General features: G+C 32.5%; 26 protein-coding genes. 4 read left to right on the top strand and 22 right to left on the bottom strand.

Annotation, left to right across the window (positions count from 1 at the left end; all coding sequences use genetic code 11):
* Positions 1-58 precede the first annotated feature (58 nt).
* Complete coding sequence (gene typA, locus AC3B6G_RS01350; protein WP_489848666.1) at positions 59-1,894, bottom strand: translational GTPase TypA; 1,836 nt, start codon at positions 1,892-1,894, stop codon at positions 59-61.
* A 170-nt stretch (positions 1,895-2,064) separates the two neighbouring features.
* Positions 2,065-2,343 carry a UPF0223 family protein gene (locus AC3B6G_RS01355; RefSeq protein WP_489848667.1) on the bottom strand — a complete coding sequence of 93 codons (279 nt, stop codon included), beginning with the start codon at positions 2,341-2,343 and terminating at the stop codon, positions 2,065-2,067.
* A gap of 73 nt (positions 2,344-2,416) precedes the next feature.
* Here AC3B6G_RS01355 and def point away from each other — a divergent pair, with 73 nt between their 5' ends.
* Positions 2,417-2,974, top strand: a complete 558-nt coding sequence (def, locus tag AC3B6G_RS01360; RefSeq protein ID WP_489848668.1) for a peptide deformylase — start codon at positions 2,417-2,419, stop codon at positions 2,972-2,974.
* 44 nt (positions 2,975-3,018) lie between these two features.
* On the opposite strand, the gene AC3B6G_RS01365 is transcribed toward def, so the two are convergent.
* Positions 3,019-3,459: a hypothetical protein gene (locus AC3B6G_RS01365; protein ID WP_489848669.1), complete on the bottom strand. Its 441-nt coding sequence runs from the start codon at positions 3,457-3,459 to the stop codon at positions 3,019-3,021.
* Positions 3,460-3,656: 197 nt separating this feature from the next.
* Here AC3B6G_RS01365 and AC3B6G_RS01370 point away from each other — a divergent pair, with 197 nt between their 5' ends.
* From AC3B6G_RS01370 to AC3B6G_RS01380, 3 genes are all read left to right on the top strand, one after another.
* Positions 3,657-3,872, top strand: a complete 216-nt coding sequence (locus AC3B6G_RS01370; protein WP_489848670.1) for a DNA-directed RNA polymerase subunit epsilon — start codon at positions 3,657-3,659, stop codon at positions 3,870-3,872.
* A gap of 2 nt (positions 3,873-3,874) precedes the next feature.
* Positions 3,875-5,557: a ribonuclease J1 gene (gene rnjA, locus AC3B6G_RS01375; protein WP_489848671.1), complete on the top strand. Its 1,683-nt coding sequence runs from the start codon at positions 3,875-3,877 to the stop codon at positions 5,555-5,557.
* Positions 5,558-5,666: 109 nt separating this feature from the next.
* Complete coding sequence (locus AC3B6G_RS01380) at positions 5,667-6,608, top strand: diacylglycerol/lipid kinase family protein (RefSeq protein WP_489848672.1); 942 nt, start codon at positions 5,667-5,669, stop codon at positions 6,606-6,608.
* Between the two features lie 27 nt (positions 6,609-6,635).
* Here AC3B6G_RS01380 and AC3B6G_RS01385 read toward each other — a convergent pair whose 3' ends face one another.
* From AC3B6G_RS01385 to AC3B6G_RS01475, 19 genes are all read right to left on the bottom strand, one after another.
* Positions 6,636-6,845: a hypothetical protein gene (locus tag AC3B6G_RS01385; RefSeq protein ID WP_489848673.1), complete on the bottom strand. Its 210-nt coding sequence runs from the start codon at positions 6,843-6,845 to the stop codon at positions 6,636-6,638.
* A 206-nt stretch (positions 6,846-7,051) separates the two neighbouring features.
* Complete coding sequence (locus AC3B6G_RS01390; RefSeq protein ID WP_489848674.1) at positions 7,052-8,041, bottom strand: aldo/keto reductase; 990 nt, start codon at positions 8,039-8,041, stop codon at positions 7,052-7,054.
* A 55-nt stretch (positions 8,042-8,096) separates the two neighbouring features.
* The gene (recD2, locus tag AC3B6G_RS01395) at positions 8,097-10,511 is read right to left on the bottom strand and encodes an SF1B family DNA helicase RecD2 (RefSeq protein WP_489848675.1); all 2,415 of its coding nucleotides are present in this window, start codon (positions 10,509-10,511) and stop codon (positions 8,097-8,099) included.
* Between the two features lie 16 nt (positions 10,512-10,527).
* Positions 10,528-11,256, bottom strand: coding sequence for a tetratricopeptide repeat protein (locus AC3B6G_RS01400; RefSeq protein ID WP_489848676.1), 729 nt, complete (start codon positions 11,254-11,256; stop codon positions 10,528-10,530).
* A gap of 14 nt (positions 11,257-11,270) precedes the next feature.
* Positions 11,271-11,930: a histidine phosphatase family protein gene (locus AC3B6G_RS01405; RefSeq protein ID WP_489848677.1), complete on the bottom strand. Its 660-nt coding sequence runs from the start codon at positions 11,928-11,930 to the stop codon at positions 11,271-11,273.
* 66 nt (positions 11,931-11,996) lie between these two features.
* Entirely contained in the window at positions 11,997-13,127 is a 1,131-nt protein-coding gene (gene mnmA, locus AC3B6G_RS01410) for a tRNA 2-thiouridine(34) synthase MnmA (RefSeq protein ID WP_489848678.1), read from the bottom strand.
* A gap of 101 nt (positions 13,128-13,228) precedes the next feature.
* On the bottom strand, positions 13,229-13,576 hold the full coding sequence (locus AC3B6G_RS01415) for a cysteine desulfurase (RefSeq protein WP_489848679.1): 348 nt from the start codon (positions 13,574-13,576) through the stop codon (positions 13,229-13,231).
* A 2-nt stretch (positions 13,577-13,578) separates the two neighbouring features.
* Positions 13,579-14,736, bottom strand: a complete 1,158-nt coding sequence (locus AC3B6G_RS01420) for a cysteine desulfurase family protein (protein WP_489849551.1) — start codon at positions 14,734-14,736, stop codon at positions 13,579-13,581.
* Positions 14,737-14,745: 9 nt separating this feature from the next.
* Complete coding sequence (locus tag AC3B6G_RS01425; RefSeq protein WP_489848680.1) at positions 14,746-15,438, bottom strand: 5'-methylthioadenosine/adenosylhomocysteine nucleosidase; 693 nt, start codon at positions 15,436-15,438, stop codon at positions 14,746-14,748.
* Between the two features lie 291 nt (positions 15,439-15,729).
* Positions 15,730-16,275, bottom strand: coding sequence for an NUDIX hydrolase (locus AC3B6G_RS01430; RefSeq protein WP_489848681.1), 546 nt, complete (start codon positions 16,273-16,275; stop codon positions 15,730-15,732).
* Between the two features lie 48 nt (positions 16,276-16,323).
* Positions 16,324-16,533, bottom strand: a complete 210-nt coding sequence (locus AC3B6G_RS01435; RefSeq protein WP_489848682.1) for a cold-shock protein — start codon at positions 16,531-16,533, stop codon at positions 16,324-16,326.
* A 54-nt stretch (positions 16,534-16,587) separates the two neighbouring features.
* A complete protein-coding gene (ileS, locus tag AC3B6G_RS01440) occupies positions 16,588-19,383 on the bottom strand; it encodes an isoleucine--tRNA ligase (protein ID WP_489848683.1) in 2,796 nt (931 codons plus the stop codon).
* Positions 19,384-19,597: 214 nt separating this feature from the next.
* Positions 19,598-20,302 carry a DivIVA domain-containing protein gene (locus tag AC3B6G_RS01445; protein WP_489848684.1) on the bottom strand — a complete coding sequence of 235 codons (705 nt, stop codon included), beginning with the start codon at positions 20,300-20,302 and terminating at the stop codon, positions 19,598-19,600.
* Positions 20,303-20,318: 16 nt separating this feature from the next.
* The gene (locus AC3B6G_RS01450; protein ID WP_489848685.1) at positions 20,319-21,104 is read right to left on the bottom strand and encodes a YlmH family RNA-binding protein; all 786 of its coding nucleotides are present in this window, start codon (positions 21,102-21,104) and stop codon (positions 20,319-20,321) included.
* Between the two features lie 5 nt (positions 21,105-21,109).
* Positions 21,110-21,373 (bottom strand): YggT family protein, encoded by a 264-nt coding sequence (locus tag AC3B6G_RS01455; RefSeq protein ID WP_489848686.1) that lies wholly within the window; start codon positions 21,371-21,373, stop codon positions 21,110-21,112.
* Positions 21,374-21,385: 12 nt separating this feature from the next.
* Positions 21,386-21,784 carry a cell division protein SepF gene (locus AC3B6G_RS01460; protein WP_489848687.1) on the bottom strand — a complete coding sequence of 133 codons (399 nt, stop codon included), beginning with the start codon at positions 21,782-21,784 and terminating at the stop codon, positions 21,386-21,388.
* 31 nt (positions 21,785-21,815) lie between these two features.
* Positions 21,816-23,093 carry a cell division protein FtsZ gene (gene ftsZ, locus AC3B6G_RS01465; protein ID WP_489848688.1) on the bottom strand — a complete coding sequence of 426 codons (1,278 nt, stop codon included), beginning with the start codon at positions 23,091-23,093 and terminating at the stop codon, positions 21,816-21,818.
* Between the two features lie 23 nt (positions 23,094-23,116).
* On the bottom strand, positions 23,117-24,445 hold the full coding sequence (gene ftsA, locus AC3B6G_RS01470; protein WP_489848689.1) for a cell division protein FtsA: 1,329 nt from the start codon (positions 24,443-24,445) through the stop codon (positions 23,117-23,119).
* A gap of 120 nt (positions 24,446-24,565) precedes the next feature.
* Positions 24,566-25,483, bottom strand: coding sequence for a cell division protein FtsQ/DivIB (locus AC3B6G_RS01475; protein ID WP_489848690.1), 918 nt, complete (start codon positions 25,481-25,483; stop codon positions 24,566-24,568).

A 25,483-nucleotide genomic window follows, 5' to 3' on the forward strand; every position in this document is an offset into this window, starting at 1 on the left:
AAAAGACAAAGAAAAAAGGCAAAGAAATTTTAATTTCTTTGCCTTTCAAAATATTTAATTAGTTGTGACGAGCACGCTTAGCAGCTTTCTCACGTTCATTAGTGTTTAGAATTCTCTTTCTTAAACGAACACTTTCTGGAGTAACTTCACAAAGTTCATCTTCATTTAAGAATTCCAATGATTCTTCAAGAGTCAAATGTTCAGGTTCCTTGATCTTAGCCATATCATCTGAACCAGCAGCACGAACGTTGGTTAACTTCTTACCTTTGGTAATGTTAACGGAAATATCGTTTTCACGACTATTCTTACCAACGATCATTCCTTCATATACTTCAGTTCCAGGATTAATGAAAATCGTACCACGACTTTCAATACCCATAGTAGCGTAAGTAGTACTCTTACCTTGGTTCATAGAAACAAGCGCACCATTCTTACGACCTGGTTGCCACTTTTTGATTACTGGCATATACTTTTCAAAACTATGGTTCATAATTCCGTAACCACGAGTTAATGATAAGAAATCACTTGAATAACCGATTAATCCACGTGAAGGAACTAAGAAAGTCAAACGTTGTTGACCATTCCCAGTGTTTTCCATGTTTTCCATGGTTCCTTTACGTTGAGATAAAGTATCGATAATTGAACCAGAGTATTCTTCTGGGGTATCAATTTGAACTGATTCGAATGGTTCACACTTTTCACCATCAATTTCACGAATAATAACTTTAGGACGTGAAACTTGTAATTCAAATCCTTCACGACGAAGAGTTTCAATTAAGATAGATAAATGTAATTCACCACGACCAGAAACAGTCCATGAACCAGGTTCACCAGTATCTTCAACACGAAGAGAAACATCAGTGTGTAATTCATGTTTCAAACGTTCTTCAAGTTGACGAGCAGTAACGAACTTACCTTCCTTACCAACAAATGGTGAAGTATTAGTACCAAATGTCATTTGAAGGGTTGGTTCATCAATCCGTAATACTGGAAGTGGTTCCTTATCGTTAGGATCAACAACAGTTTCACCGACGTTAATATCTTCCATTCCAGATACACAAATTAAATCACCAGGGCGACCTTCTTGAATATCAACTTTTTGTAAACCAATGAATCCCATTAATTTACTTACACGGAAGTTTTGAGTGCTACCATCTAATTTCATAACAGTAACATTGTCTCCAACCTTAATCTTACCTCTGAAAACACGACCAATACCGATACGACCCAAAAAGTCATCATAGTCTAACATGGCAACTTGGAATTGAAGAGGTTCATCTTCGTTGTCAATTGGAGCAGGAATATCTTTTAAGATAGTATCAAAAATAGGCTTCATGGTATGCTCTTGAGTTGAAAGATCAGGATCAAAACTTGAAGTACCATTCATAGCAGAAGCATAGATAACTGGGAATTCAAGTTGGTCTTCATCAGCACCTAATTCAATAAATAAATCAAGAACTTCATCAACAACTTCAGCTGGACGAGCACCTGGACGGTCAACCTTGTTAATAACAACGATTGGAGTTAAGTGTTGTTCTAAGGCTTTCTTTAAAACGAAACGAGTTTGAGGCATAGTTCCTTCAAAAGCATCAACAACTAATAACACACCATCAACCATTCGCATAATACGTTCAACTTCTCCACCAAAGTCAGCATGTCCTGGAGTATCAAGAATGTTAATTTGTTTACCATCGTACTTAACAGCGGTATTCTTTGATAAAATCGTAATACCACGTTCACGTTCAATTGCATTACTATCTAAAGCTCGGTCTTGAATTTCAGTATGACCGTCTAAAGTATCAGATTGTTTTAATAGTTCATTAACCAAAGTAGTTTTACCATGGTCAACGTGGGCAATAATGGCAATATTTCTAATATCGTCTCTTGTTTTCAAAAGTATTTCTTCCCTTCATTAATTAAGCTTTCTCGAATTAAGTGCTATTAAATAGCATAAATATACATTTATACATTATAGTACAAACTTAATAATTTCTCAAAACGAACTTTAATTTACACATTATTTTAAAATTTTATCATTAAAGTAATAGATCAGTCAAAATAGTTCTACATTTTAACCATGTTGCCGAATGTTTTTTTTGCTTCTTGAATTGTTCGGTAAATATCATATCCAGAACTTTTTTGAAATTGACGTTCTAATTGTTTTTGTTCTCCTTTAGCTGGATTAATTTTTTGAAAGGCAGCAAACGCAGATAAAAGATCTTTCTTTGGAGCTCCCTTGTCATTTTCATATGAATTCTCTACTAACATATATAATTTACAAACTTGACGAAGCTCATCTTCTGACCAATCTTGAAAAATTGGATAAAAGTAATTATTATTCATAAATATTCCTTCTTTCTCAACGTCTTCTAAAATGTGATAAAATATAAGTATTATTAAATATGGAGTGAATATAATGTTTTTAATGAAAGATATTGTTAGAGATGGGGATCCTGTTCTAAGAAAACAAGCCAAAAAGGTTGAATTCCCTTTGAGTGAAGAAAATAAAATTCTCGCTAAAAAATTAATGGAGTACTTAGAGGTAAGCCAAAATCCTAAACTCTGTAAAAAATATAAACTAAGGGCGGGAGTTGGTTTAGCAGCTCCTCAAGTAGGTGAGAGTAAAATGATGGCTTCAGTTATGGTCCCATCAGAAAACCATGGGGAACCATTATTTAAAGATGTTATTATCAACCCTGTTATTCTATCTAACTCTGTTCAACGAGCAGCATTAGACGAAGGAGAAGGTTGTTTGTCTGTTGATGAAGATGTTCCTGGATATGTTCCAAGAGCTGCCAGAATTACTCTTCGTTATCAGGATGTTAATGGTGAAACCCATCAACTAAGACTTAAGAACTATCCTGCTATCGTTTGCCAACATGAAATCGATCATCTTCATGGAACATTGTTCTACGATCATATTGATAAAAAAGATCCTTTTTCTCGTTCAGATGATGAAATTTTTCTAAGTTAATAAATCAATAAAAGCTTTACTAATCTATCATTTTAGTAGAGCTTTTATTTTAATCGATTTAAATCATTAATGTATTCTAATGTTGAATCGTTACTCAAACAGGCGACATCAACGTGCAAAATTTCATCATAATTCCAAGAATCAGTGATAACTAGTTTTGGTTTATTTCGATATAAGATATGATTATTGACACAATAATTATTCAAAAGTTGTTTAAAATTAGTTAAAAATGGTTCTTCATTTCCTTCAATTCCAGTCTTAAATTTAAAATCGTATTCAAACACTAAAACTTGACGTCCCCAAACATCACTCAAAACACTGGCATTCTTCTTTTGAATCGGATAGTTAAAGGAACTCTCATCTTTCATTTCAGTAATAATTTTTTTGACAATCAGATTTGTAAAGTTTTTATATTCTAATTGATATTTTTTAGAACCATTAATAACGATGAAATGATGAATAAAATTATAAATAATTACAGCCACTATAAATCCCCAAAATATTTCCATAAACATTTTAATCACCACTAACATAATCTATTTTTATCATTCATTTTAACACGCTTTATTCTAAAGTGATAAGCTATACTTATTAATGATATTATGATAAACTTATAAAAGGTTTTCTATCGATAATTAAAAATACATAAATCAATAAATAAAAAATAAAGGAGTTAATAAAATTGATTTTTAAAGTACTATATCTTGATGATATTAAGACGACTTTACGTCGTGAAAATACAAAGAGTCTCTACGTTGAAGCTGATTCAGAAGTAGATGCCCGAATTAAAGTTCAAAATAACACTAATCATGATATTGAATATATTGAACCTTTAGAAGGTAATCACTTAGAATATGAAAAGAAACAACCTGATTTTAAAATAATGGAGTTTAAATAATTATGAATAAATTAAACGTCAAAAATAATGAAGTAGCTATTTATGGCGTTGGTGGATTAGGCGAAATTGGTAAAAACACCTATGGTGTTCAATTTCAAGATGAAATCATCTTAATCGATGCTGGAATTAAATTCCCAGAAGATAGCCTACTCGGTGTTAACTACGTTATTCCTGATTATCACTATTTAATTAAGAATAGAGATAAAATCAAAGCTTTAGTTATCACCCATGGTCATGAAGACCATATTGGAGGTGTGCCATATTTATTGAAGGACTTAAACGTTCCGATTTATGGTGGTCCTCTTGCACTAGCGTTAATTAAAAGTAAACTTGAAGAACGCGGTTTAGCTCGTGAAGCTGAATTACATGAAATCGATGAAAAAACTAAACTAAAATTTGGTAAAATGAGTGTTTCTTTCTTTAGAACTACTCACTCAATTCCAGATACTCTTGGTGTTGCCGTTCATACCCCTAACGGAGTAATTGTAGAAACTGGTGATTTCAAGATGGATCTTACACCAGTTACAAATCAATCACCTGGTTTTGCAGCAATGACAGATTTAAGCAAGGAAGGTGTTCTTTGCTTAATGTCAGATAGTACTAATGCTGAACGACCTGAATGGAGTAAATCTGAACGGTGGGTCGGAAAATCTGTTCGCCATATCTTTAATTCTGTTGATGGCCGAATTATTTTTGCAACTTTCGCTTCTAATATTTCTAGAATCCAAACTGCTTGTGAAGCTGCTGTTAAGCATGGTCGCAAAATTGCTGTGTTTGGACGAAGTATGGAAGCAGCCGTTGTTAATGGTCGAGAATTAGGTTATTTAACTGTACCAGAAGATATCTTCGTTGAACCTTCTGAGTTATCATCATTACCTGCAAACAAAACGTTGATTTTGTGTACTGGATCTCAAGGTGAACCAATGGCTGCTCTTTCTCGAATTGCTAATGGTACTCATCGACAAATTTCTATCCAACCTAACGATACAGTTGTCTTCTCTAGTAACCCAATTCCTGGTAACACAATTAGTGTTAATAAAGTTATCAATGAACTTGAAGAAGCCGGTGCTAGAGTTATTCACGGTAAGGTAAATAATATCCATACATCTGGTCATGGTGGTCAAGAAGAACAAAAATTAATGTTAAGATTAATGAGGCCTAAATACTTTATGCCTATCCACGGTGAATACCGGATGTTAAAAATTCATACTGAACTAGCCCGTCAATGTGGTGTTCCACTAGATCATAGCTTCATTATGGAAAACGGTGATGTTCTAGCATTATCAAAAGATAATGCTAGAATTGCCGGACATTTCGGCGCTGGTGATGTTTACATTGATGGTAACGGAACAAGTAGCGTTGGAAATGTTGTTCTTCATGATCGGCAAATTTTAGCAGAAGAAGGTTTAGTAATTGTTGTTGCAACAATCAATCTAAAACGCCATGAAGTTCAAGCAGGTCCAGACTTATTATCTCGTGGTTTTGTTTACATGCGTGAATCTGGTAAATTATTAGATGAAGGTCGTCGCCTTGTATTTAATAGTATTGTTAGAACAATGCATAATAAAAAAATAAATGAAGCTTCATTGCAAAGTGCAATTGTTAATGATTTACAAAAATTCTTATTTAACAAAACTGAACGCCATCCACTGATTTTACCAATGTTAATTATGAACAATAAATAAACGCATTGAAAATCAAAAAGCGAATTCATTTTTGAATTCGCTTTTTATTTGGGCATAACTCTATACTACCTAAATATAAATTTCAATAATATACAAGGAGGGAATCTAATTGCGATCAAAATTTTTAGTAGTTATTAATCCGACTGCGAACGGTGGAAAAGCTAAACAAATTGGAGAACAAGTAATATCCACATTAAAATCTAGAAATATTCCTTTTGAACATCGTGCTTCTAAGTATGCTGGAAATACTGAACAAATTACTGAACAATTAGTCAAAAATAGTTTTAATCAATCAACTTACCACTTCGTAATTGTTGTAATCGGTGGTGATGGAACTGTTAATGAAGTTATCAGTAGTATTAATAATACTACCAATGATGATCATCCCTTAATCCCGGTTGGAATTATTCCTGCTGGAAAAAACAACAACTTTGCAACTGTCCAAAAAATCCCATTAAAATGGGAAGATGCCTTGAATCAAATCATTAATTGTAAATCTGCGAAAAATTTATCAATTGGTCATTTTTACGATAATAATAGTCATAATGATTCCTATTTCTTAAATAATTTAGAAATTGGCATTGGAAGTGATTTATTGAATGAAGCTCAAAATACTTCTTCCCGTTTTAAATTTATCAAATTTTTCAAGAGAATTATATCAATTTTCTCAACACTCTACAATTTAGATACCTTTAATCTATATCTTAGAATTCATAATCATTATGAAAATTTCTCAGATACTGCTGATTTAATCATTCAGAATAATCCATTATGGGATAATAATCGTAAATTAATTAATCAAGAAAATATTCCAAGTGATAAATTAAGAATTCTAATTTTAGAAAAGAAAAACTTCTTTTTAATGTTAGTTCATATTTACTATTTATTAAGAGGTAAAAAAATTAAAACAAAATCATTTCATAATTTTTATGTCTCAGAGCTATCAATAAATGATTCTGTTCTAAAATACGGAAATATAGATGGAAATGTCATTGGTAGCAAATTTTTTGATATCAATTGTAATATTATTAAATTTCCATTTTGGATATAAAAAAGCCCAAATTAATTTGGGCTTTTTTTAATCTTCGGATGCATCCATTGCATCTAAAATCATACTTAATGTATTGCATTTTTTCGTAAGTGCCATCATTTTTGCACCGAATACCGGTTCAATCTTAACAGTTCGATCATTATTAACTCTTGCTGTATCAGCTTCTTTTTGTTTTAACCGATTAAGCTCATTAAAAGCCTGTCGATACTCAACCATAATCTCAAATCGATTACTCATATTGAACCAACTCCCCCATTAAAAATAATATCAGAGTAGTGTAATAATAAATTCATAAATAAATTCCCAAAAATTACCACCATTTTTAAAAGTTTTTAAAGAATTTATTATTAAACCGTATTCAAAATATAACACTTTTTTTGTAAAATGTTAACATTTTTTTGATTTTTATGTACGGCAAGGTCTTTTGACCTTGTTCGAATAAATTAATTTCGATAAATTTTATCAATTGCATCTAATTCATCTTTAGAAAAAGTAGTATTATCCAAAGCAGCTAAATTATCATCAAGGTGTTTAGGATTAGAAGCTCCAGTAACAACACTTGTAACAACAGGATTGTTTAATAACCATGCTAATCCCATTTGAGCTAATGATTGATTTCTGTTTTTAGCAATATCATTTAATTCATTCAACTTTTTAACAACTTTATCCGTTCCATTCTTTAAGACGAAGTCATTTGTAAAATGAAGTTTAATATCATCTGGAATGCCCTTCAAATATTTGTCCGTTAACAATCCCTCAGATAATGGACCATAAGCAACAATCCCCTTATTGTTATTCTTCATAACATCAATCGTACCATCATCTTCAATCTTACGATTCAATAAATTATAAGACATTTGATTAACGACAAATGGTGTATGAAGTTCCTTAAAGTAATTAATAATTTCTTGTGATTCTTTACTATAGTAATTAGAAATTCCTACATAAAGTGCCTTTCCAGATCGAACCGTGGAATCCAATGCTTCAGCTGTTTCAGCTAAATCAGTATTAGGATCAAATCGATGACTATAATAAATATCAACATAATCTAATCCCATCCGTTTTAAACTACGATCTAAAGCGGCGATAAGTGTCTTTCTAGAAGAAAATGATCCATATACACCTGGCCACATATGATAACCAGCCTTAGTCGTAATAATTAATTCGTCACGGTATGGTTTTAAGTTAGCTCGATACACTTGACCGAACATGCGTTCAGCAGCACCTGATCCAGGCCCGTAATTATTGGCTAAATCATAGCTAAAAATTCCCTTGTCAAATGCATGTAGCATTGCTTTTTGACTGTCTTTAAAATTAGCATCGTCACCATAACTATGCCACATTCCAAACGAAATTGCTGGTAATTGTAATCCAGAATTTCCAGCTCTACGAACTACTACATCATCATAACGTTGGTCACTAGCTTTATACATCAAATCAATCCTTTCCAATATACTAATTTTAGTTTATGATAACTAAATCTAATTATCAAGAATTATAATCCTGAGGAGTTACCCCATCCATTCCAATAAGTGGGTTAATCTTATGCTCTCTAATTAAAGTATTTGTAAGTATCTTTGGACCTAGTAATGATTCTTCTTTTTTTAAATCATCAGTTTCTTTATCAATCTCTTTATTAGAATCACTATGTTCAAAAATAGCTTTTAAACGTATTTCCAAACCAGTCGAACGATTTATTCCTTGAGACTCTACACATCTCTTAAATGAATCATAATCACCAAGTAAAACTAATACATCACTCGCTCTAGTAATTGCTGTATATAAAAGATTTCTTTGTAACATTCTTGAATATTGAGGAACCATAGGTAAAATGACCATTTTAAATTCACAGCCTTGGGCTTTATGAATAGATGTACAATATGCTAACGTAATTTGATCCCAATCTTTTCGACTATAAGTGACTTCTATCTCATCAAAAGCAATAATCAACTTATCATTACTTTTGTTTTTAGGATTAATGTCAATCCCAACAATTTTTCCAATATCACCATTAAAAACATTATTCTCAGAATCATTAACTAATTGTAAGACTTTATCGCCAATCCGATACGTAAAATTACGATCACTAACTTCTTTTTGTTGAGCAGATTTTTTAGGATTTAAAATATTCTGAATCACTTGATTTAAGTTATTGATTCCAACTTCACCACGATACATTGGTGCAAGTACTTGCATATCCATTGAATCAAACTTCTTTGCGTGAGCTTTTTCAACAATTTGTCCAATTGCAGAATCGACTTGACTTGAATTACATCTTATGAACGAGCGATCAGGTTCCTTACTTATAAAGTCATCAGGCAAATGACCCTTTCGAATTGCATGAGCTAGTTCAACAATCGTTGAATTCTTGCCTTGACGATGAATCTTATTCAATTCAATTTTAGGAATAACATTTGAATCAATCAAATCATGAAAAACTTGTCCAGGACCAACTGAAGGTAATTGATCTTTATCCCCAACTAAAATTACTTTCATATTGTCTGGAATTGCATTCAAGAGCAAATTAAATAGTTGGGTATCCACCATTGACATTTCATCAATTATCAATAATTTCCCATCAATGGTTTGATCCATATCAACAGTTTCATTATCATCCCTGCCATTTAATCCTAATAATCTATGAATCGTACTAGCTTCAACACCAGTAGTTTCTTTCATTCTTTTAGCTGCTCTCCCAGTCGGAGCTGCTAATAAAAATGGGAACGAATCATCATAGTCATCGATTCGCATTGATAAATGATGCAATTTAGCATATAACATGATTATTCCCTTAATAATGGTTGTTTTACCAGTCCCAGGACCACCGGTTAATAAGAAGAATGAAGACTTCATTGCCATTTTTAATGCATGAACTTGTGAATCATCATATTTAATTTTTAGATAATTCGAAACACTATCAATAGTTTTATCAATTTTGTTTTCAGCAATTTCTTGAGTGTCATCACCCGCATCTTGTAGACGTTTAATATTCTCAGCAATATTAAGTTCATCTTCATACAAAGAAGTTAAATACACGCTATCTCCATCACCAATAATCTTACCATCAGTAGCTAATTCCATAATTTGATCAGCAATATATTGCATCTTAATCATTACATCACTACTAGAATTTAACAGGTTAAACGTTTCATTGATCAATTGTTTCAAAGAAGTATACGTTCCACCCTCCTTAATTGATAAATCTTTTAACGCTGTCATTACTCCAGCCCTAATTCTTCCAGCTGAATCTGCTTTGAATCCCATTTGACGAGCTACATTATCAGCTTTTTTAAAGCTAATTCCTCTAACATCTTCAACTAACTGATAAGGATTCTTTTTAATTACTTTTAGAGTCTCTTCATGATAACGATTATATATTTTTGATGCTAACTGACTTCCAAAGCCATAATTATTCAATCCAATAATAATTTGTTCTGCTCCATTTGTAGATTGAATTCCCTTAACAATCGTATCAGCCTGTTTATTATTTATCCCAGTTGACTTAATGATATCTGGATTACTAATAATATCTGCAATTAGATTATCACCCAAATCATCAACAACTTTTTCAGCTGTTTTTTTTCCAATTCCAGGAAATTCATTACCAGATAAATAAGCAACCAAGCCAACTTTTGATGTTGGTTTATCGGTTTCATAATTATTTGCCCGGAATTGTTTTCCATACTTTGGATGATCAACTAATTCTCCATAAAAGATATAATCAGTTTCTGGCGCAATATCAGCAAAGTCGCCAATCACAACGATTTCGGTATCTTTCCAATCAAAATTAGCTTCTTTAACATTAACTAATAATACTTTATAAAAACTATCATTACTCTGAAAAAAAGTTGTAATAATAGTTCCTTTTAAAGTTAATTCACCATTTGATAAGGATCCTGCCATATTGACACTCCTTCAATTATTTTTTATTATTTTTTCTTTGGAATTTTATGAACTGTTCAACATCCTTCAACTTTTTTTGACCTTCTTCAAAAGTCTTTAGATCTAATTGCTTTGCTTTTGCAAAATAATCAGCATAATGTTCACCCAATACCATTGCAACTAATCCGCGATTAAAAATTGCTCGAGCATTTTCGGGTTGTCCTTTAATGGTTGTGTCATAGAATTGAGCCGCTTCTTTAAAATTACCTAAGGCTAATAAATTGTCTCCTAACAACTGGTTTATTTCAGGATCCTGTCGTCTAAATCCTTGAGCAGTTAGCGCAAACACAATTGCTTTTTTATAATTTTTTTGCGCCATGTAACTTTGCGCTAACATAACATACGCATCTGTCTTTAGTTTTTCATCTTTTACTTCATTAAATTTTTTGATTGCCTTATCATAATCTCCAGCAGAATAATAAACGTTTCCAAGACCGTAAGTTAAAACATTTTTAGCTTTTTGACTCCGGTCGGCAAACATTCCCAACGCTTTTAACATAAGTTCTTCTGCCTGCGTATAATTTTTTAATTGAACTAAGAAAGTTCCCAAATCATAATAAGTACGATAATCATGTGGATGATCATCAATATCCTTAACTAATTTATGAAGTGTATCAGCAGCTTCCGCCTGCTTTTTTTCTCTTAATTTACTGACTTTTTCTTGATGTTTTTGATTTTGTTTTTGTTTGAAATCTTCTTTATCCATGTTGTTCACCACTTTTAAATTGTATCAGTTGCGTCTATTTTCCGAGTTAGATATTCAGTATCATTCCACTTTATTAACTGAAAACTTCTTCCTAAATCATTAGTTTCTAAAATTGTGGTACTTGTGTTCGTAAGTCCACCACGTTTTCTAGTATTTGCAATTGAAACTCCTAATAGTGAATTAATCAATGCATTTAACGCAGCCCCATGACTAACGACCATAATATTATCATCTGGATTAGGATATACTTTTGCGATTGTTTTAATTGCGGGCGTCATTCGATTAATAACATCTTGAAAAGTTTCACCACCAATTAAATGTCCGTCGTATTTTTCGGGATGATTGATAAAATCATCGTATTCCTCTGGAAATGCTTTTTTAACATCTGAAAAACGTTGTCCTTCCATCTTCCCTAGATTGAATTCTTCTAAGCGACTCCATAAACTTAATCCTGTCTGATGATCCAACCCCTCGTTAATTTTAGCAGCAGTGATTCGAGCTCTTTTAATCGGACTAGCATATATTCTTCTAAACCTAACTTTGCGAAAAAAATTAGCAAGTTGTTTCATTTCTTTAAAACTCTGTGGAAGTAAAGGTGAATCACCTCCTGCTCCTTGATAACGACTTTCCAAGTTCCATTCTGTTTTTCCATGACGAACAAAGTATAATTTCATTCTTATTCATCCTATCTACTTCTAATTAGTAAAATAAGGAACCCATTAAACTGGATCCCTTATTCTTTAAATATATTGTAACTCATTATCTTTTTGATATGCAGCATCAATAATTCCAGAACCTAAACATTCATCCCCATCATAAAGAACGACTGCTTGACCTGGAGTCACTGCTCTGGCAGGTTCATCAAAAGTTACTTTCATTGATTTGCCATCGTCAGCAACATGAACTGTTACTCCAACATCTTTTTGACGATATCTAAACTTAGCTGTACATTTAAAATCTTGACCATATTTAGTAACAACATCATTGACCCAAAAGATGTCTGAAGCTATTAAATAATCAGCGTAAAGATTTGGATTTTCAAATCCCTTTCCAACATATAAAATATTCTTAGACAAATCCTTACCAACAACGAACCAAGGGCGATTATCTTTTCCGTCGCCACCAATACCAAGGCCCTTACGTTGACCAATTGTGTAATACATCAACCCAGCATGTTGACCCTTTACTTCGCCATCAACAGTCATCATTTTTCCAGACTTAGCTGGTAAATATTGGCTTAAGAAGTTTCGAAAATTCTTTTCACCAATAAAACAAATTCCAACAGAATCCTTTTTATTAGCAACAGCTAGTTTAGCATCTCGAGCAATTTTTCTAACTTGAGGTTTAATTAAACCACCTAGCGGAAACATTACCTTGTCTAATTGTTCAGCTGATAATTGACTTAAAAAGTATGTTTGATCCTTATTACCATCTGTTGCACGAATCAAATGATTATGACCATTTTCATCACGTCTTAATTGAGCATAATGACCAGTTGCAATATAATCAGCACCCAATTGTAAGGCATAGTCTAAAAATGCTTTAAATTTAATTTCTTTATTACATACAACATCTGGATCAGGAGTCCGCCCTTTTTTATATTCAGCTAAAAAGTATTTAAACACGCGGTCCCAATACTCTTTTTCAAAGTTCACTGAATAGTAAGGAATCCCAATCTGATTTGCTACTTTAGCAACATCCTTGTAATCCTCAGTTGCAGTACAAACACCATTTTTATCAGTATCATCCCAATTTTTCATGAAGACACCAACAACATCATATCCTTGTTGTTTCAAGAGGTAAGCCGTAACCGAAGAGTCAACTCCTCCACTTAATCCAACAACGACACGAGTTTTACTATTATCTGTCATTAAAATATCACCATCATTTCTTTAGATTGTTTAGAATCTACGATTGAAGGTCGCATTTCTAGTACTAATAAATAATAACGACGATATGCAACTTTTGCAAATCATTTGGCAATTTGTAATACTTTTCTAGTAATTAAATTTTGAAGAACAAATTCAAGTTGTTTTTTCTCTGCTTGATACATTGTTCCCTTAAATAAATTGATTTTACGAAGTCCTTTTCCATCTAAGGTCTCCATTTTAAAACCATCTAATTTTGCATTAACCACTAGTTTTAATTGGGCCTTTACTACCTTTGACTCTCCTAAAACAGTTAGTGGTTGTCTAAGTTCCATGTCACCATTGTTCTTTTTATTAAATCCTAAGTCAATTAGCGTGTAACGTTTTAGCTCTGGACTTAATTCATATTTAGTTTGATCTCCCATTAATTGAATTTGTTTTGCAAATGCCATTTCTAATCATTCCTTTTTTTCAATCGATTAACAATTTTGATCAATTCTGTCGTAAAAGTATTGATATCATTTTCAGTAGTGTATCTGCCAAAACTAACCCGAATAGATTCCTTAATTCGAGGACTATTATCCCCATACATCGCTGTTAAAACATGGGATGGTGAAATACTTCCAGCTGTACAAGCTGAGCCACCAGAAACTTCAATTCCTGCCAAGTCTAGATTAGCTTGCAAAACTTCTGTTGGAACTCCTTTTATCCATAAATTAAAAACATGATGAAGACGTTTCTGACTTAAGTTCCCATTAATTTCAAAATCAATGTCGCCATTATTTAAATTTTTTATGATTAATTGTTTAAAATCAAAGTATCGCTTTTGTAATTTAACCTTCTCATCTTTATCTAACTGTTCAACTGCAGTTGCCATTCCAGAAATTGCAGGAACATTTTCAGTTCCAGCGCGTCTTTTATCTTCTTGTTCTCCACCCTTAATAAAACTAGGAAAACTAATATCTTTATTTCGATATAAGAATCCCATCATCTTAGGCCCATTAATTTTATGAGCAGAGGTTGATAACATATCAATATGATCTTTTTTAACATCAATATCTAATAATCCGTATGCTTGAACTGCATCTGTATGGAACCATGCTTGATGGTCTTTTAAAACTTCCCCAATTTCATGAATAGGCATGATACTACCAACTTCGTTATTTCCCATCATAATAGTAACTAAAATTGTTTCATCATCTAAAGCTGCTTTAAAATCAGCAAGATTAATATTACCATCCTCATTAACTGGTAAATAAGTCACACGATAGCCATTCTTTTCCAAGTATTGAAGGGGTTTTAATACCGCTTCATGTTCGACTGCGGTTGTTATAATATGCTTACCTAATGATTTCCTAGCGATTGCTGTTTGCATAATTGCTGTGTTATCGCTTTCAGTTCCCCCACTAGTAAAGACAATTTCGTTATCGTCAGAATTAATACTGTTAGCAATAACGTGACGGCTCTCTTCCATTACATGTTTAGATTGACGACCTAATTTATACAGAGTGGATGCATTGCCATATAAATTTTTGAATTTATCCATCATGTCAGAAAGAACTTCAGCAGAAACTGGCGTAGTAGCAGCATTATCTAAATAAATCAAATCGATACCTCCAAATTATTTTTGATTAGCTAGTAAATTCAACATCATTTTTGCAGACCGATGACCTGCTTCAATCACAAATTCATCAAAACTTTGATCAGCATTTTCATCAGCAGTATCTGACATTGCTCGAATTACAACATATGGAACCTTAAACTGGTTTGCGACTTGACCAACGGCAGCACTCTCCATTTCACATGATAGGGCATCAGGAAAATGTTCTAATATTTTATCTGTTGCTTCTTTACTAGCAACAAATTGATCTCCAGAAACAATTAACCCGGTATGTGCATTTAATCCGACTTCTTTAGATGCATTAATGATCTGCTTTACCCATTTATCAGAAGCTTTAAAACGGGCTGGTTGTTGAGGTAATTGTCCATATTCATAACCAAATGCAGTCGCATCTGCATCGTGATATGCTGTTTCAGTTGACACAACAATATCGCCGACTGAAAGTCCCTTTCCAATCCCACCAGCAGAACCAGTGTTAATAACAACATCTACATCAAAACTAGTAATTAATAATGCAGTTGCAATTCCAGCTTCTACTTTTCCAATTCCAGAACGAACTAAAACCACTTTTTGTCCCTTAATTGTTCCAATAAAAAACTCTAACCCTTTAATATCAGTCGTATGGGCATCATTAAGTTCAGACTTTAGATCCTTAATTTCTTCATCCATTGCACACAAAATTCCAAATATCATTTTTTTCTCCTTAATTGACAAAATATAAAATCAAATACGTTATCACAATTAGAATAATTAAAATGATAATAATTTGATCCAGACGATGAGCAAGTCGAGCTGATTTTTCTTGAGCAGAATTTAAATTATTGGAACTAAAATCATCTGTATTGAAATCATTTGAATTTGAATTATCATCCGTATCATTTTCATGAAATGAATTACTTTCATTGAAATTATTTTGTCGTTTTCGATATGCTTTTCGACTAACAAATGGTTCATCTGAATCAAAATTATCGATAATTATTCACCTCAATTTTGCATTGTCTGCCAATATAAAATTGCCATAGTTGTTTTTGCGTCTTTAATTTTACCAGAGTTTAGTAATTCTAAAGCTTCTTGTAAAGTATGTTCAGTAATTTCTAAAAATTCTCCCTTATCACGGGGTAAATCAACTTTTACTGGAACTAAATCAGTAGCAAGGTATAAGTCTAAATATTCATCAGTAAATCCAGGAGATGAATAAAAACCAGTTAGATGTTCAACTCTGTTGGCATGATAACGAGTCTCCTCATTTAATTCGCGGTTCAATGCATCTTTTGACGATCCTGAATCCCGATTATCTAATTTACCAGCTGGAATTTCTAAAACTGCTTCTTCTACAGGAGCTCGCCACTGCTTTTCAAGAAGCATTTTATTATCTTTTGTAATCATTAATGCAGCAACTGCTTTGGCATGATGTACAACATCACGATGAGCCTCTTGACCATCGGCTAAACGAACCGTTTGCTGTTCAACATTGATAATTTCTCCATTATATTTTGGTTCATTTTTTATTACTTTTTCTTCTAATTTCATTATAATCACCTAATAATTTATTTTATCGTTGAATTTAATTATTTGCAATTACTCTATTACAATTGGACTTACTTTAGCAGCAATTGGTCCTTTTTTACCATAAGCAACTACATACGTTACTTTTTGACCATTCTCGAGAGTTTTAAAACCGCCCCCTAAAATAGCACTATAATGAACAAATAAATCATTTCCATTCTCTTCTTTAATGTATCCAAAGCCCTTTTTTGTATCATAATCTTTGACTGTCCCAATTAACATGTTTTTAGCTTCCTCCTAATAAAAGACTGGGAATTATCCCAGTCTTTTATTTTTTTATTTATCAAAATCTTGACCAACTGTTTCTGGGAATTCAGTTCTAACGATTTTTGCACAACGAGCACAGAAATCAGGATAATCTGAATCACTACCAACATCAGTCTTAATTAAACGACAACGTTGACAAGTTTTACCTTCAGCAGGTGTAACCTTAATTGCAATTTCATCTTTAAAGTTTTGAGCATCACTTGGTGCATCCGATAACTTACCCACTGACATTTGAGATGCTAATAACACTTGACGAACATCAGTATTGAGACTATCAAACACATTTTGAGTCCCTTCACTAAGGTAAAGATTTAACTTAGCTTCTGAAGTTTTCCCAATAAGTTTTTGATCACGAGCTTCTTCAAGCGCTTTAAGAACGTATTCACGAACTGACATAAATTGATTCCAGTTCTTTAATAATTCATCTTCATCATCAAAATGTTTAACTTCTGGCATTTCAGAAAGTTGAACAAAGTCTTCTTTTTCCTTCAAGAATCCCCATACTTCTTCAGTAGTGTGCGGAATAATTGGAGTTAATAACTTAGTCAAACCAACTAAAATATCATAAATAACAGTTTGCATTGAACGACGACTTAAACTATCTTTAGCATCGATATATAAAATATCCTTTGCAACATCTAAATAAAATGCGGATAAATCATTATTGATGAACTTTAATACTTCTCTAAAGATTGGTAAAAAGTCATACTTATCATAATCGTTCTTTAAATCCGCAACTAATTTATTGTATTTAACAAGCATATACTTATCTAATGATGCTAATTGATCATAAGAAACAGCATTCTCTTTGGGATCAAAATCACTAGTATTTGCTAACATATAACGAAATGTATTCCGAATTTTCTTGTAGCTATCGGAAATTTTAACAAAGTTTTCAGTAGATACTCGAACATCAGCAGAAGTATCAACAGATGTTACCCACAAACGAACGATATCCGCACCCATCTTGTCAATAATATCTGAAGGGGCAATGGTATTCCCTAGTGACTTACTCATTTTGTGACCCTTACCATCAAGAGTAAATCCTTGTGATACTAATTGCTTATATGGAGCTTTCCCAGAAAATGCAACACTTGTAATAATACTAGAATTAAACCAACCACGATATTGATCCGATCCTTCAAGGTACATATCAGCAGGATAGTTCAAATAATCTCTTTCTGCTAAAACTCCTTGATGAGAACTTCCTGAGTCAAACCAAACGTCCATGATATCATTTTCCTTAGTGAACTTACCATGAGGAGAATGCTCATTAGTATAACCATCAGGAAGAAGATCCTTAGCTTCTCTTTCGAACCAGATATCTGAACCATATTTAGCAAACAAGTCTGCAACGTGATTAATGGTTTCTTGATCTAAGATTGGTGTTCCATCTTCAGCATAGAAAATTGGTAGTGGAACCCCCCAAACACGTTGTCTGGAGATAACCCAATCGCCACGATTTTCAATCATATTATGAAGACGTTTCTTACCCCAATCAGGTTTAAACTTAACGGTTTCAATTTGGGCTAAGATTTCATCTTTAATCTTATCAACAGAAGCAAACCATTGTTCAGTTGCTCGATAAATAACTGGTTTCTTGGTACGCCAATCGAATGGATAACTATGCTTAATTGGCATGTAATGAAGTAATAAATTCTTTTCTTTTAATTTATCAATTGAGATTTGGTTGGCATCTTCATAAAAAACACCTTCAAAATCTTTCCCTGCATTAGCCATCAAATGACCTGTTTCATCAACATCAACAAAGACATCTAAACCATATTTCTTACCAACGTTAAAGTCATCTTCCCCAAAACCAGGTGCTGTATGAACTAATCCAGTACCAGCATCAAGAGTGACGAAGTCCCCTAACATAGTTAAAAGAGTTCGATCCATAAATGGATGTTGGGCAGTAACACCCTCTAAATCACGTCCTGCAACGTGTTTAACAGTTTCATAATTATCCCAACCAAAGTATTCAGCTGTTTCCTTTAATAGTTCGGTAGCAACAACAAATTTACGATCATCATCAGCTGGTTTAACAACTGAATAATCAAAATTAGCGTTTACTGTAATCCCTTGTGAAGCAGGCAAAGTCCATGGAGTAGTGGTCCAAACAGCCATATAGGTGTTATCATCTAGAACTCCCTTCCCATCTAGAACCTTTTCAGCAAAGAAGATTGAAGGAGATGTAACATCTTCATAGTAAATTTCAGCTTCGGCAAGAGCCGATTCAGATGACCATGACCAGATAACCGGTTTTTTACCACGATAAATCATGCCTCGTTTAGCCATTTTACCAAAAACTTTAATTTCTTGTGATTCAAATTCAGGAGCTAAAGTAAGATATGGATTATCCCATTCACCAGCTACTCCAAGTCTCTTAAATTCTGCCTTTTGACGTTCAACTTGCTTTAAAGCATAATCATGACATAATTTACGAAAATCATTCGTAGACATCTTTTTACGGTCATAACCGGCTTGAGTTAATTTTTGTTCAATTGGAAGTCCATGAGTATCCCATCCAGGAACGTATGGTGAACGAAATCCGTTCATTGATTTGTAACGAACAATAATATCTTTGGAAATCTTGTTCATAGCATGTCCCATATGAATATCACCATTTGCATATGGAGGTCCATCATGAAGAATAAATGCTGGTTTCCCTTGATTCAATTTTTGACGTAATTGATAAACATCATTTTCTTCCCAGGCTTTTTGACGTTCAACTTCCTTAACAGGTAAATTTCCACGCATCTTAAACTTGGTCTTACCTAAATTTAAAGTATCTTTTACTCGCATACTGTCTCACTCCTTCAAAATTTTTTGAAAATAAAAAGACTACATCCAAAGGGACGAAGTCTTCCGCGGTACCACCCAAATTAAAGTTATTTAATAACTTTCACTTTAAAAATTGACTTAATTGAGCTGATCTACTTTAATCATTGGATTACTGATCTTTCACCATCATCAGTTCGCTAAAAATAATAAATTAAAGTTTTCTATTCTCTGTCAATTAAATATTTAACTTTTTACTAGAACCATCTGGATAGAATACAACAACACTATCTAAATCATTCGAATAATTACCTTTAGATTCTACTCTTGAATGTTGTTGATTGTCAAGATTTTTTGATTCGCTTTGTTCATTTCCTTGATGATTTTGTGGTTGTTCAATTGGTTGATCGTTATATTCAGCTTGGAATTGTTTAGTATCTTCTTCATTACTTTTAAGTAACTTATCCCAAGTTGAATTCTTTGTAAATTCAAGTTGAGCTTCAATTAACGTTTGAATTTTTTCACGGAATTCTTCCGTTCTCTTTTGTAATGATTGTGATTCCACTAATAACTTACTGATTTTTGAGTTATATTCATTCGCTTGTTTTTCAGCTTTACTTTGTGCATAATTAAGAATCTTATATGCCTTTTTATTTGCTTCATCAACAATTTGAGCACATTGAACTTCGGACTCACGTTTAACTTTATCAGCAGCATTTTGGGCAACTAAAATAGATTGATTTAATGAATCCTTCATCCCATCATAATGTTTTAATTGTGATTGTGTATAATTCAAAGCAGATTTTAAATCATTATTTTGCTTCATAGTGATTTGATAATCCTTCACAATTTGATCTAAGAAGTCGTTAACTTCATCAATATTATATCCACGCATTTTAACAGTGAATTCTTTATCATGTATATCTTGCGGACTTAAAACCATTTTTTTAGCTCCTAACTTATTTTTTTAAAACTGATAATTTAATTTTTAACTTTCCACGTTTAGAACGTCCCTCAATTTCATTAACCATAACACGACCAAATCCTCTAACTGAAACGACATCATGAAGATCAAGTTCATAATCGGGACGAGTAAAAGTACGCCAGTTTAAACGGACTTTTTCATTTTGAACTAGTTCTTTTGATTGATGTCTCGATAAATTAAACCCGTTAGCGATAATAATATCAAGTCTCATGGACGAAACAGTTTGGAAAGTATTTTGCCACTCATTAATCGGAACTACAATATCATCAAGATGCTCTTTAACTAGTTCTACCTTATTTCGACCAATTCTATTCACGTTGTTAATCACAAATGATGACATTTGCTTAGCAATCAAAAATTGCCATTCTTTACCATCAGTTAGAATATCACCTAAAACGTCCCTTTTAATTCCAGTTCCTAGTAAAGTTCCTAAAATTTGGCTATGATGTATTGAAACAAATTTTATTGGATATTTTACTTTAATCAAATCAATTTTAAAATCGTCTTCATTAGGAATGTAATATTCAGGATAAATTAACCCGCGCTTCATTTCAGAATTTAAATATCCACCATTAAAACTTAATTTAATGTTGGTATCACTGTTGACCATTACAGTTAATAAATATTGTTGACGTGGATTTAAAAAATAAGTTAATACTGGACTATACTCCAGTTGAGCTTTACTAATTAAATCTTCACATTCATTTAAAAATGGGATTTCGTCTGTTCTAAAATGTTGCTTTACATTATCACTTATCATAATGATTATGCACCTAAAATTAGTGCTAATTGATTTATTAAGTTTTGAATAACATCCAAAATTATGATAGCTATAACTGGTCCAAACCCAATTGAACCAATTGTTGCGAAATTAAATAACGACAAGAATGGTTCAACGATTTGCCCTAACCATCGGCCAATTTTGGAATCTTGAGCTCCAGGAAACCAGGATAATAAAACGTAAACAACAATGGCTAGAGTATAAATCCAAATTAACCGATTTAAAGCATAGAAAATAAAGTTTAACATTTTCATTCTCCCTTATTCATATCGATGATTCACTTCTGAATTTACATCACCAGAAATTGAGTAGTTATTAGGTGTAAATAAAAATACTTTTTCAGATATTCTTTCAATATTCCCATTAATAGTAAAAATGGTTCCATTTAAGAAATCAATAATTCTCTTAATTGAATTATTATCAGCATTTTCAAAGTTAACAATAATAGCATTATTATCAATTAGTTTCTTAGCAATATTTTTTGAATCAGAATAAACATGTGGTTCAAAAAGTGAGATTTCACTTTTGTTCAACCGTTTCTGGTGTTGCATCGAAATTACTTTATTGCTCTGTTCACTTTTAGGTTGCTTGGGTAATTCTTCTTTATCTATTTCTTCTTCCTCATTACCAAAAAAATTACTGAAACTAAATTTAGCCATAATGATTCACATCCTTTTGAAGAAAAAACATTTATTTATCGTTTCGCTTACGATACTTGAAAAATGGTGGTAAATTGTCACTAGAATCATCATTATTTTTTGTTTCATTGCTTTCAACGGTATTAGCATCAAAAGGATCGAACTTTGGCTTTTTAGTAGAGGCAAAGCGTTCATCATTAACTTCATTATCCTTATTAGGGCGATTTCTAATATCCCAGTTCTTTAAAGGATCCTCATTATTGTTCCTTCGAGGTTGAGCTACATTTTTATTATTATCATGTCGAGGCATGGCAACATTATTATTACTAGATTGACTCATCTTCGGTACTGCATTAGTATTTGAATCCTCAGATTTTCCATCAATTCCAGTCGCAATTACGGTAACTCGAACTTCATCACCTAAATCTTCATCTATTGAAGTACCAAAAATAATGTTAACGTCACTACTTGTAGATTGTGAAACAATATCAGAGGCAGCTTGCGCTTCAAATAATGATAAGTCAGGACCACCAGTAATGTTTAACAATACTTGTTGAGCTCCATCAATTGATGCTTCTAGTAATGGTGAAGAAATAGCCTTCTTAGTAGCTTCGCTAGTTCTGTTTTCACCAGTTGCAGAACCAACTCCCATAAGTGCAGAACCTTGATTTTGCATGATGGTTTTGACATCCGCAAAATCCAAGTTAACATAACCTGGATTAGTAATTAAATCAGATATTCCTTGAACACCTTGGCGTAAAACATTATCTGCTTCACGGAAAGCTTCCATCATTGGTGTTTTCTTATCAACCATTTCTAGTAAACGATCATTTTCAATTACAATCAAAGTGTCAACATTTTCTTTTAATGCTGCCACACCTTCTTCTGCATATTTAGAACGCTTAGGTCCCTCAAAAGTAAAAGGCTTAGTAACTACTCCGACAGTCAATGCTCCTTGATCCTTAGCAATTTTAGCAACAATTGGCGCAGCACCGTTACCAGTTCCTCCGCCCATTCCAGCTGTGACAAATACCATATCTGCACCCTCAAGGGATTCAGCAATACTCTCTTCACTTTCTTCAGCAGCCTTGCTTCCAACTTCTGGATTAGAACCTGCTCCTAATCCTCTCGTTAATTTAGGGCCTAATTGAATCTTTGTTTCAGCACGTGAGGTGTCTAATGCTTGAACATCAGTATTAGCTACAATAAATTCAATTCCTTTAACATCATCAGAAATCATTCGGTTAACAGCATTTCCACCACCGCCGCCGATTCCAATAACCTTAAGTTTTGCTCCTTTTTGTTCAGATGAATCTAATGAAAAATCCATTTTCTTTCCTCCAGTCAATATTGCTAATCAAAGAAATCCTTAATAAATTTCGTAAAACCACCAGGCATTTTTTTAGTCTTTGGCTTTGTTTTATTGGAACGTTTTGTATCTTGTTGAGCAAAACCTGATTCCATGGCATTCCCGTCATCAGTATCTACGTCATTAACCTCATTAAAGTGAGCACTCATTTGTTCATCTAAAGCTGAACGAACAAGTAATTCAATCTCACTCATATTTGCACGATAGTTCACCAGTGATAATGCTAAAGAAAACGAAGGATGTCTCAATCCCATTTGGTCAGGAATATAAATTTTAACGTTAGTGTTAAATCTATCAGCTGCTAAATTAGCGATTCCAGGTAAAGCAGCTACACCACCAGTTAAAACGATTCCACCAGGTAATGACAAGGCCGAAACTCGACTTAATTGTTTACCTAATCTTTCAAAAATTTGTTCCAATCGAGCTTGAATAATTTCGGATAATAATTTTTCAGATACTTGAGATGGCTGACTTTGACCCACAACATCAATTGGAAATTCATTATCTTCAGATGCCTCTACAGAATCAGCAAAACCATAATCACGCTTTATTTTTTCTGCACTTGCCATTGAGGTATTCAAAACAACGGAAATATCCTTTGTTATGTAATATCCTCCCTCTTTATCAACAACAGAGTATTTTAATTGTTGGTCATGAATGACTGATGCAGTTGATTGTCCACCACCTAAATCAATTAAAACGGTTCCAAAATCTTTTTCTCCATCATCTAATAAATAGTTACCTTGTGCTAATGGACTAATAATAGTGGATTCCACGTTCAAACCTGCTGTTTCAACAGCTTTTTTTATATTATGAATAATTGTTTTAGGGCCAGTTATCATACGTCCCTTCATCTCAAGACGCACTCCAACCATTCCTCTAGGATCTTTAATTCCATCAAATCCATCAACAACAAATTCCTCTGGAATTGCATCAATGATTTGTCTTTCAGGTGGTAAATTTTGTACCATTGCTGACAACGTAACTTGTTGAACATCTTCACTTGTAATTTCTCTAGATTGATCCGATATTGCTACCATCCCACTACATGGATCAATTTTCATTAAATTAGCTGGTACACCAACTACAACATTATTTATTTTTATACTAGCTTTTTCTTCTGCTTGGCTTATTGCGTTTTTAATTGATTCAGCAGCTTTATCGATGTCAATAATGATGCCTCTATCAACACCCTTAGATGGTGCATTCCCCACACCAAGAACACTTATTTGTCCCTTAACTTGTTCTGCTACGATAACTTTTATCGAGGTAGTTCCAATATCCAGACCAACGTACATCCCTGAATTATCCATAATAGCAGGTACCTCCTATGTTATTTATAGTAATTTTTGCTTTTTAAGTACCTTTTGATAAATTTGAGTTTAAATCAATATAATTCTAACATAATAAACAATGTTTCAAAAGTCCATTTTTCAACGTTCACTTGATTTACGCTCTTTTATAACTTTTTTAGGATTTGATTTTTTAACTTTGTTCTTTACACTTTTCTTTGATTCATTTAATTGATATGAGTAGGCTCCTAATTCAAAATTAATGACTTGGGGCTTTTTACTCTTACTACTAATTGAGTTATAGTATTGCATTTTATCAGCAAGTGACGGAATTGATGCATATACTTGATTACCATCGTTCATGTATAAATGAATTCGATTATAATTAATACTTGTTGGTTCAAATGTAATATAAGAAATCATGTTTTGCGTGTTAATTGGTAATTCCTTATATTGTTGTAGCATCATCTTTAGCTTATTTTTTTTATTGAATAATTTTAAAACTGGAATTCCTGTCTTTAAATTATTAATACTTTTATGAAGGATAATCCCATTACTTAAGATTGGTTCATACTCACCGCCGTTCGTTTGTAAATAACCGGCTGTTCTATATTTACTTAAAGTTAAATTAACATGATTAAAATGATGAATGCTTAATTTAACTTTTTTAAATTGAGGATAAGCATGTTTGATTTTACGTTCAATTTTTTTATCATGGTGATAAATATGTAAAATAAACTGATGTTTGTTTAATTTAAAACGTTTTTTGATTGTTGTTTCGCTAACAATATCATTCCCGTTTATTTTTACATCAGCAATTTTACTGAATGGAGAAACAAAATAAATATTAATTATTAAAAAGATACTCAAAAAAAATAATATCGTTAAAAATTCGATTAATTTTTTATTTTCTTTTACATTCAGTCGGTTTAATTTAATTATTTTCTTATCACGGATAAATGATACTTTTAAATTTTTTTGAGATTCATTTTGATATTTTTCCCAAGGGGTAAGTTCAGAATTATCCTTTTTATTATTAAAAATATTAAATTTATCCAT

The sequence above is a fragment of the Nicoliella sp. ESL1149 genome, assembly GCF_058107265.1.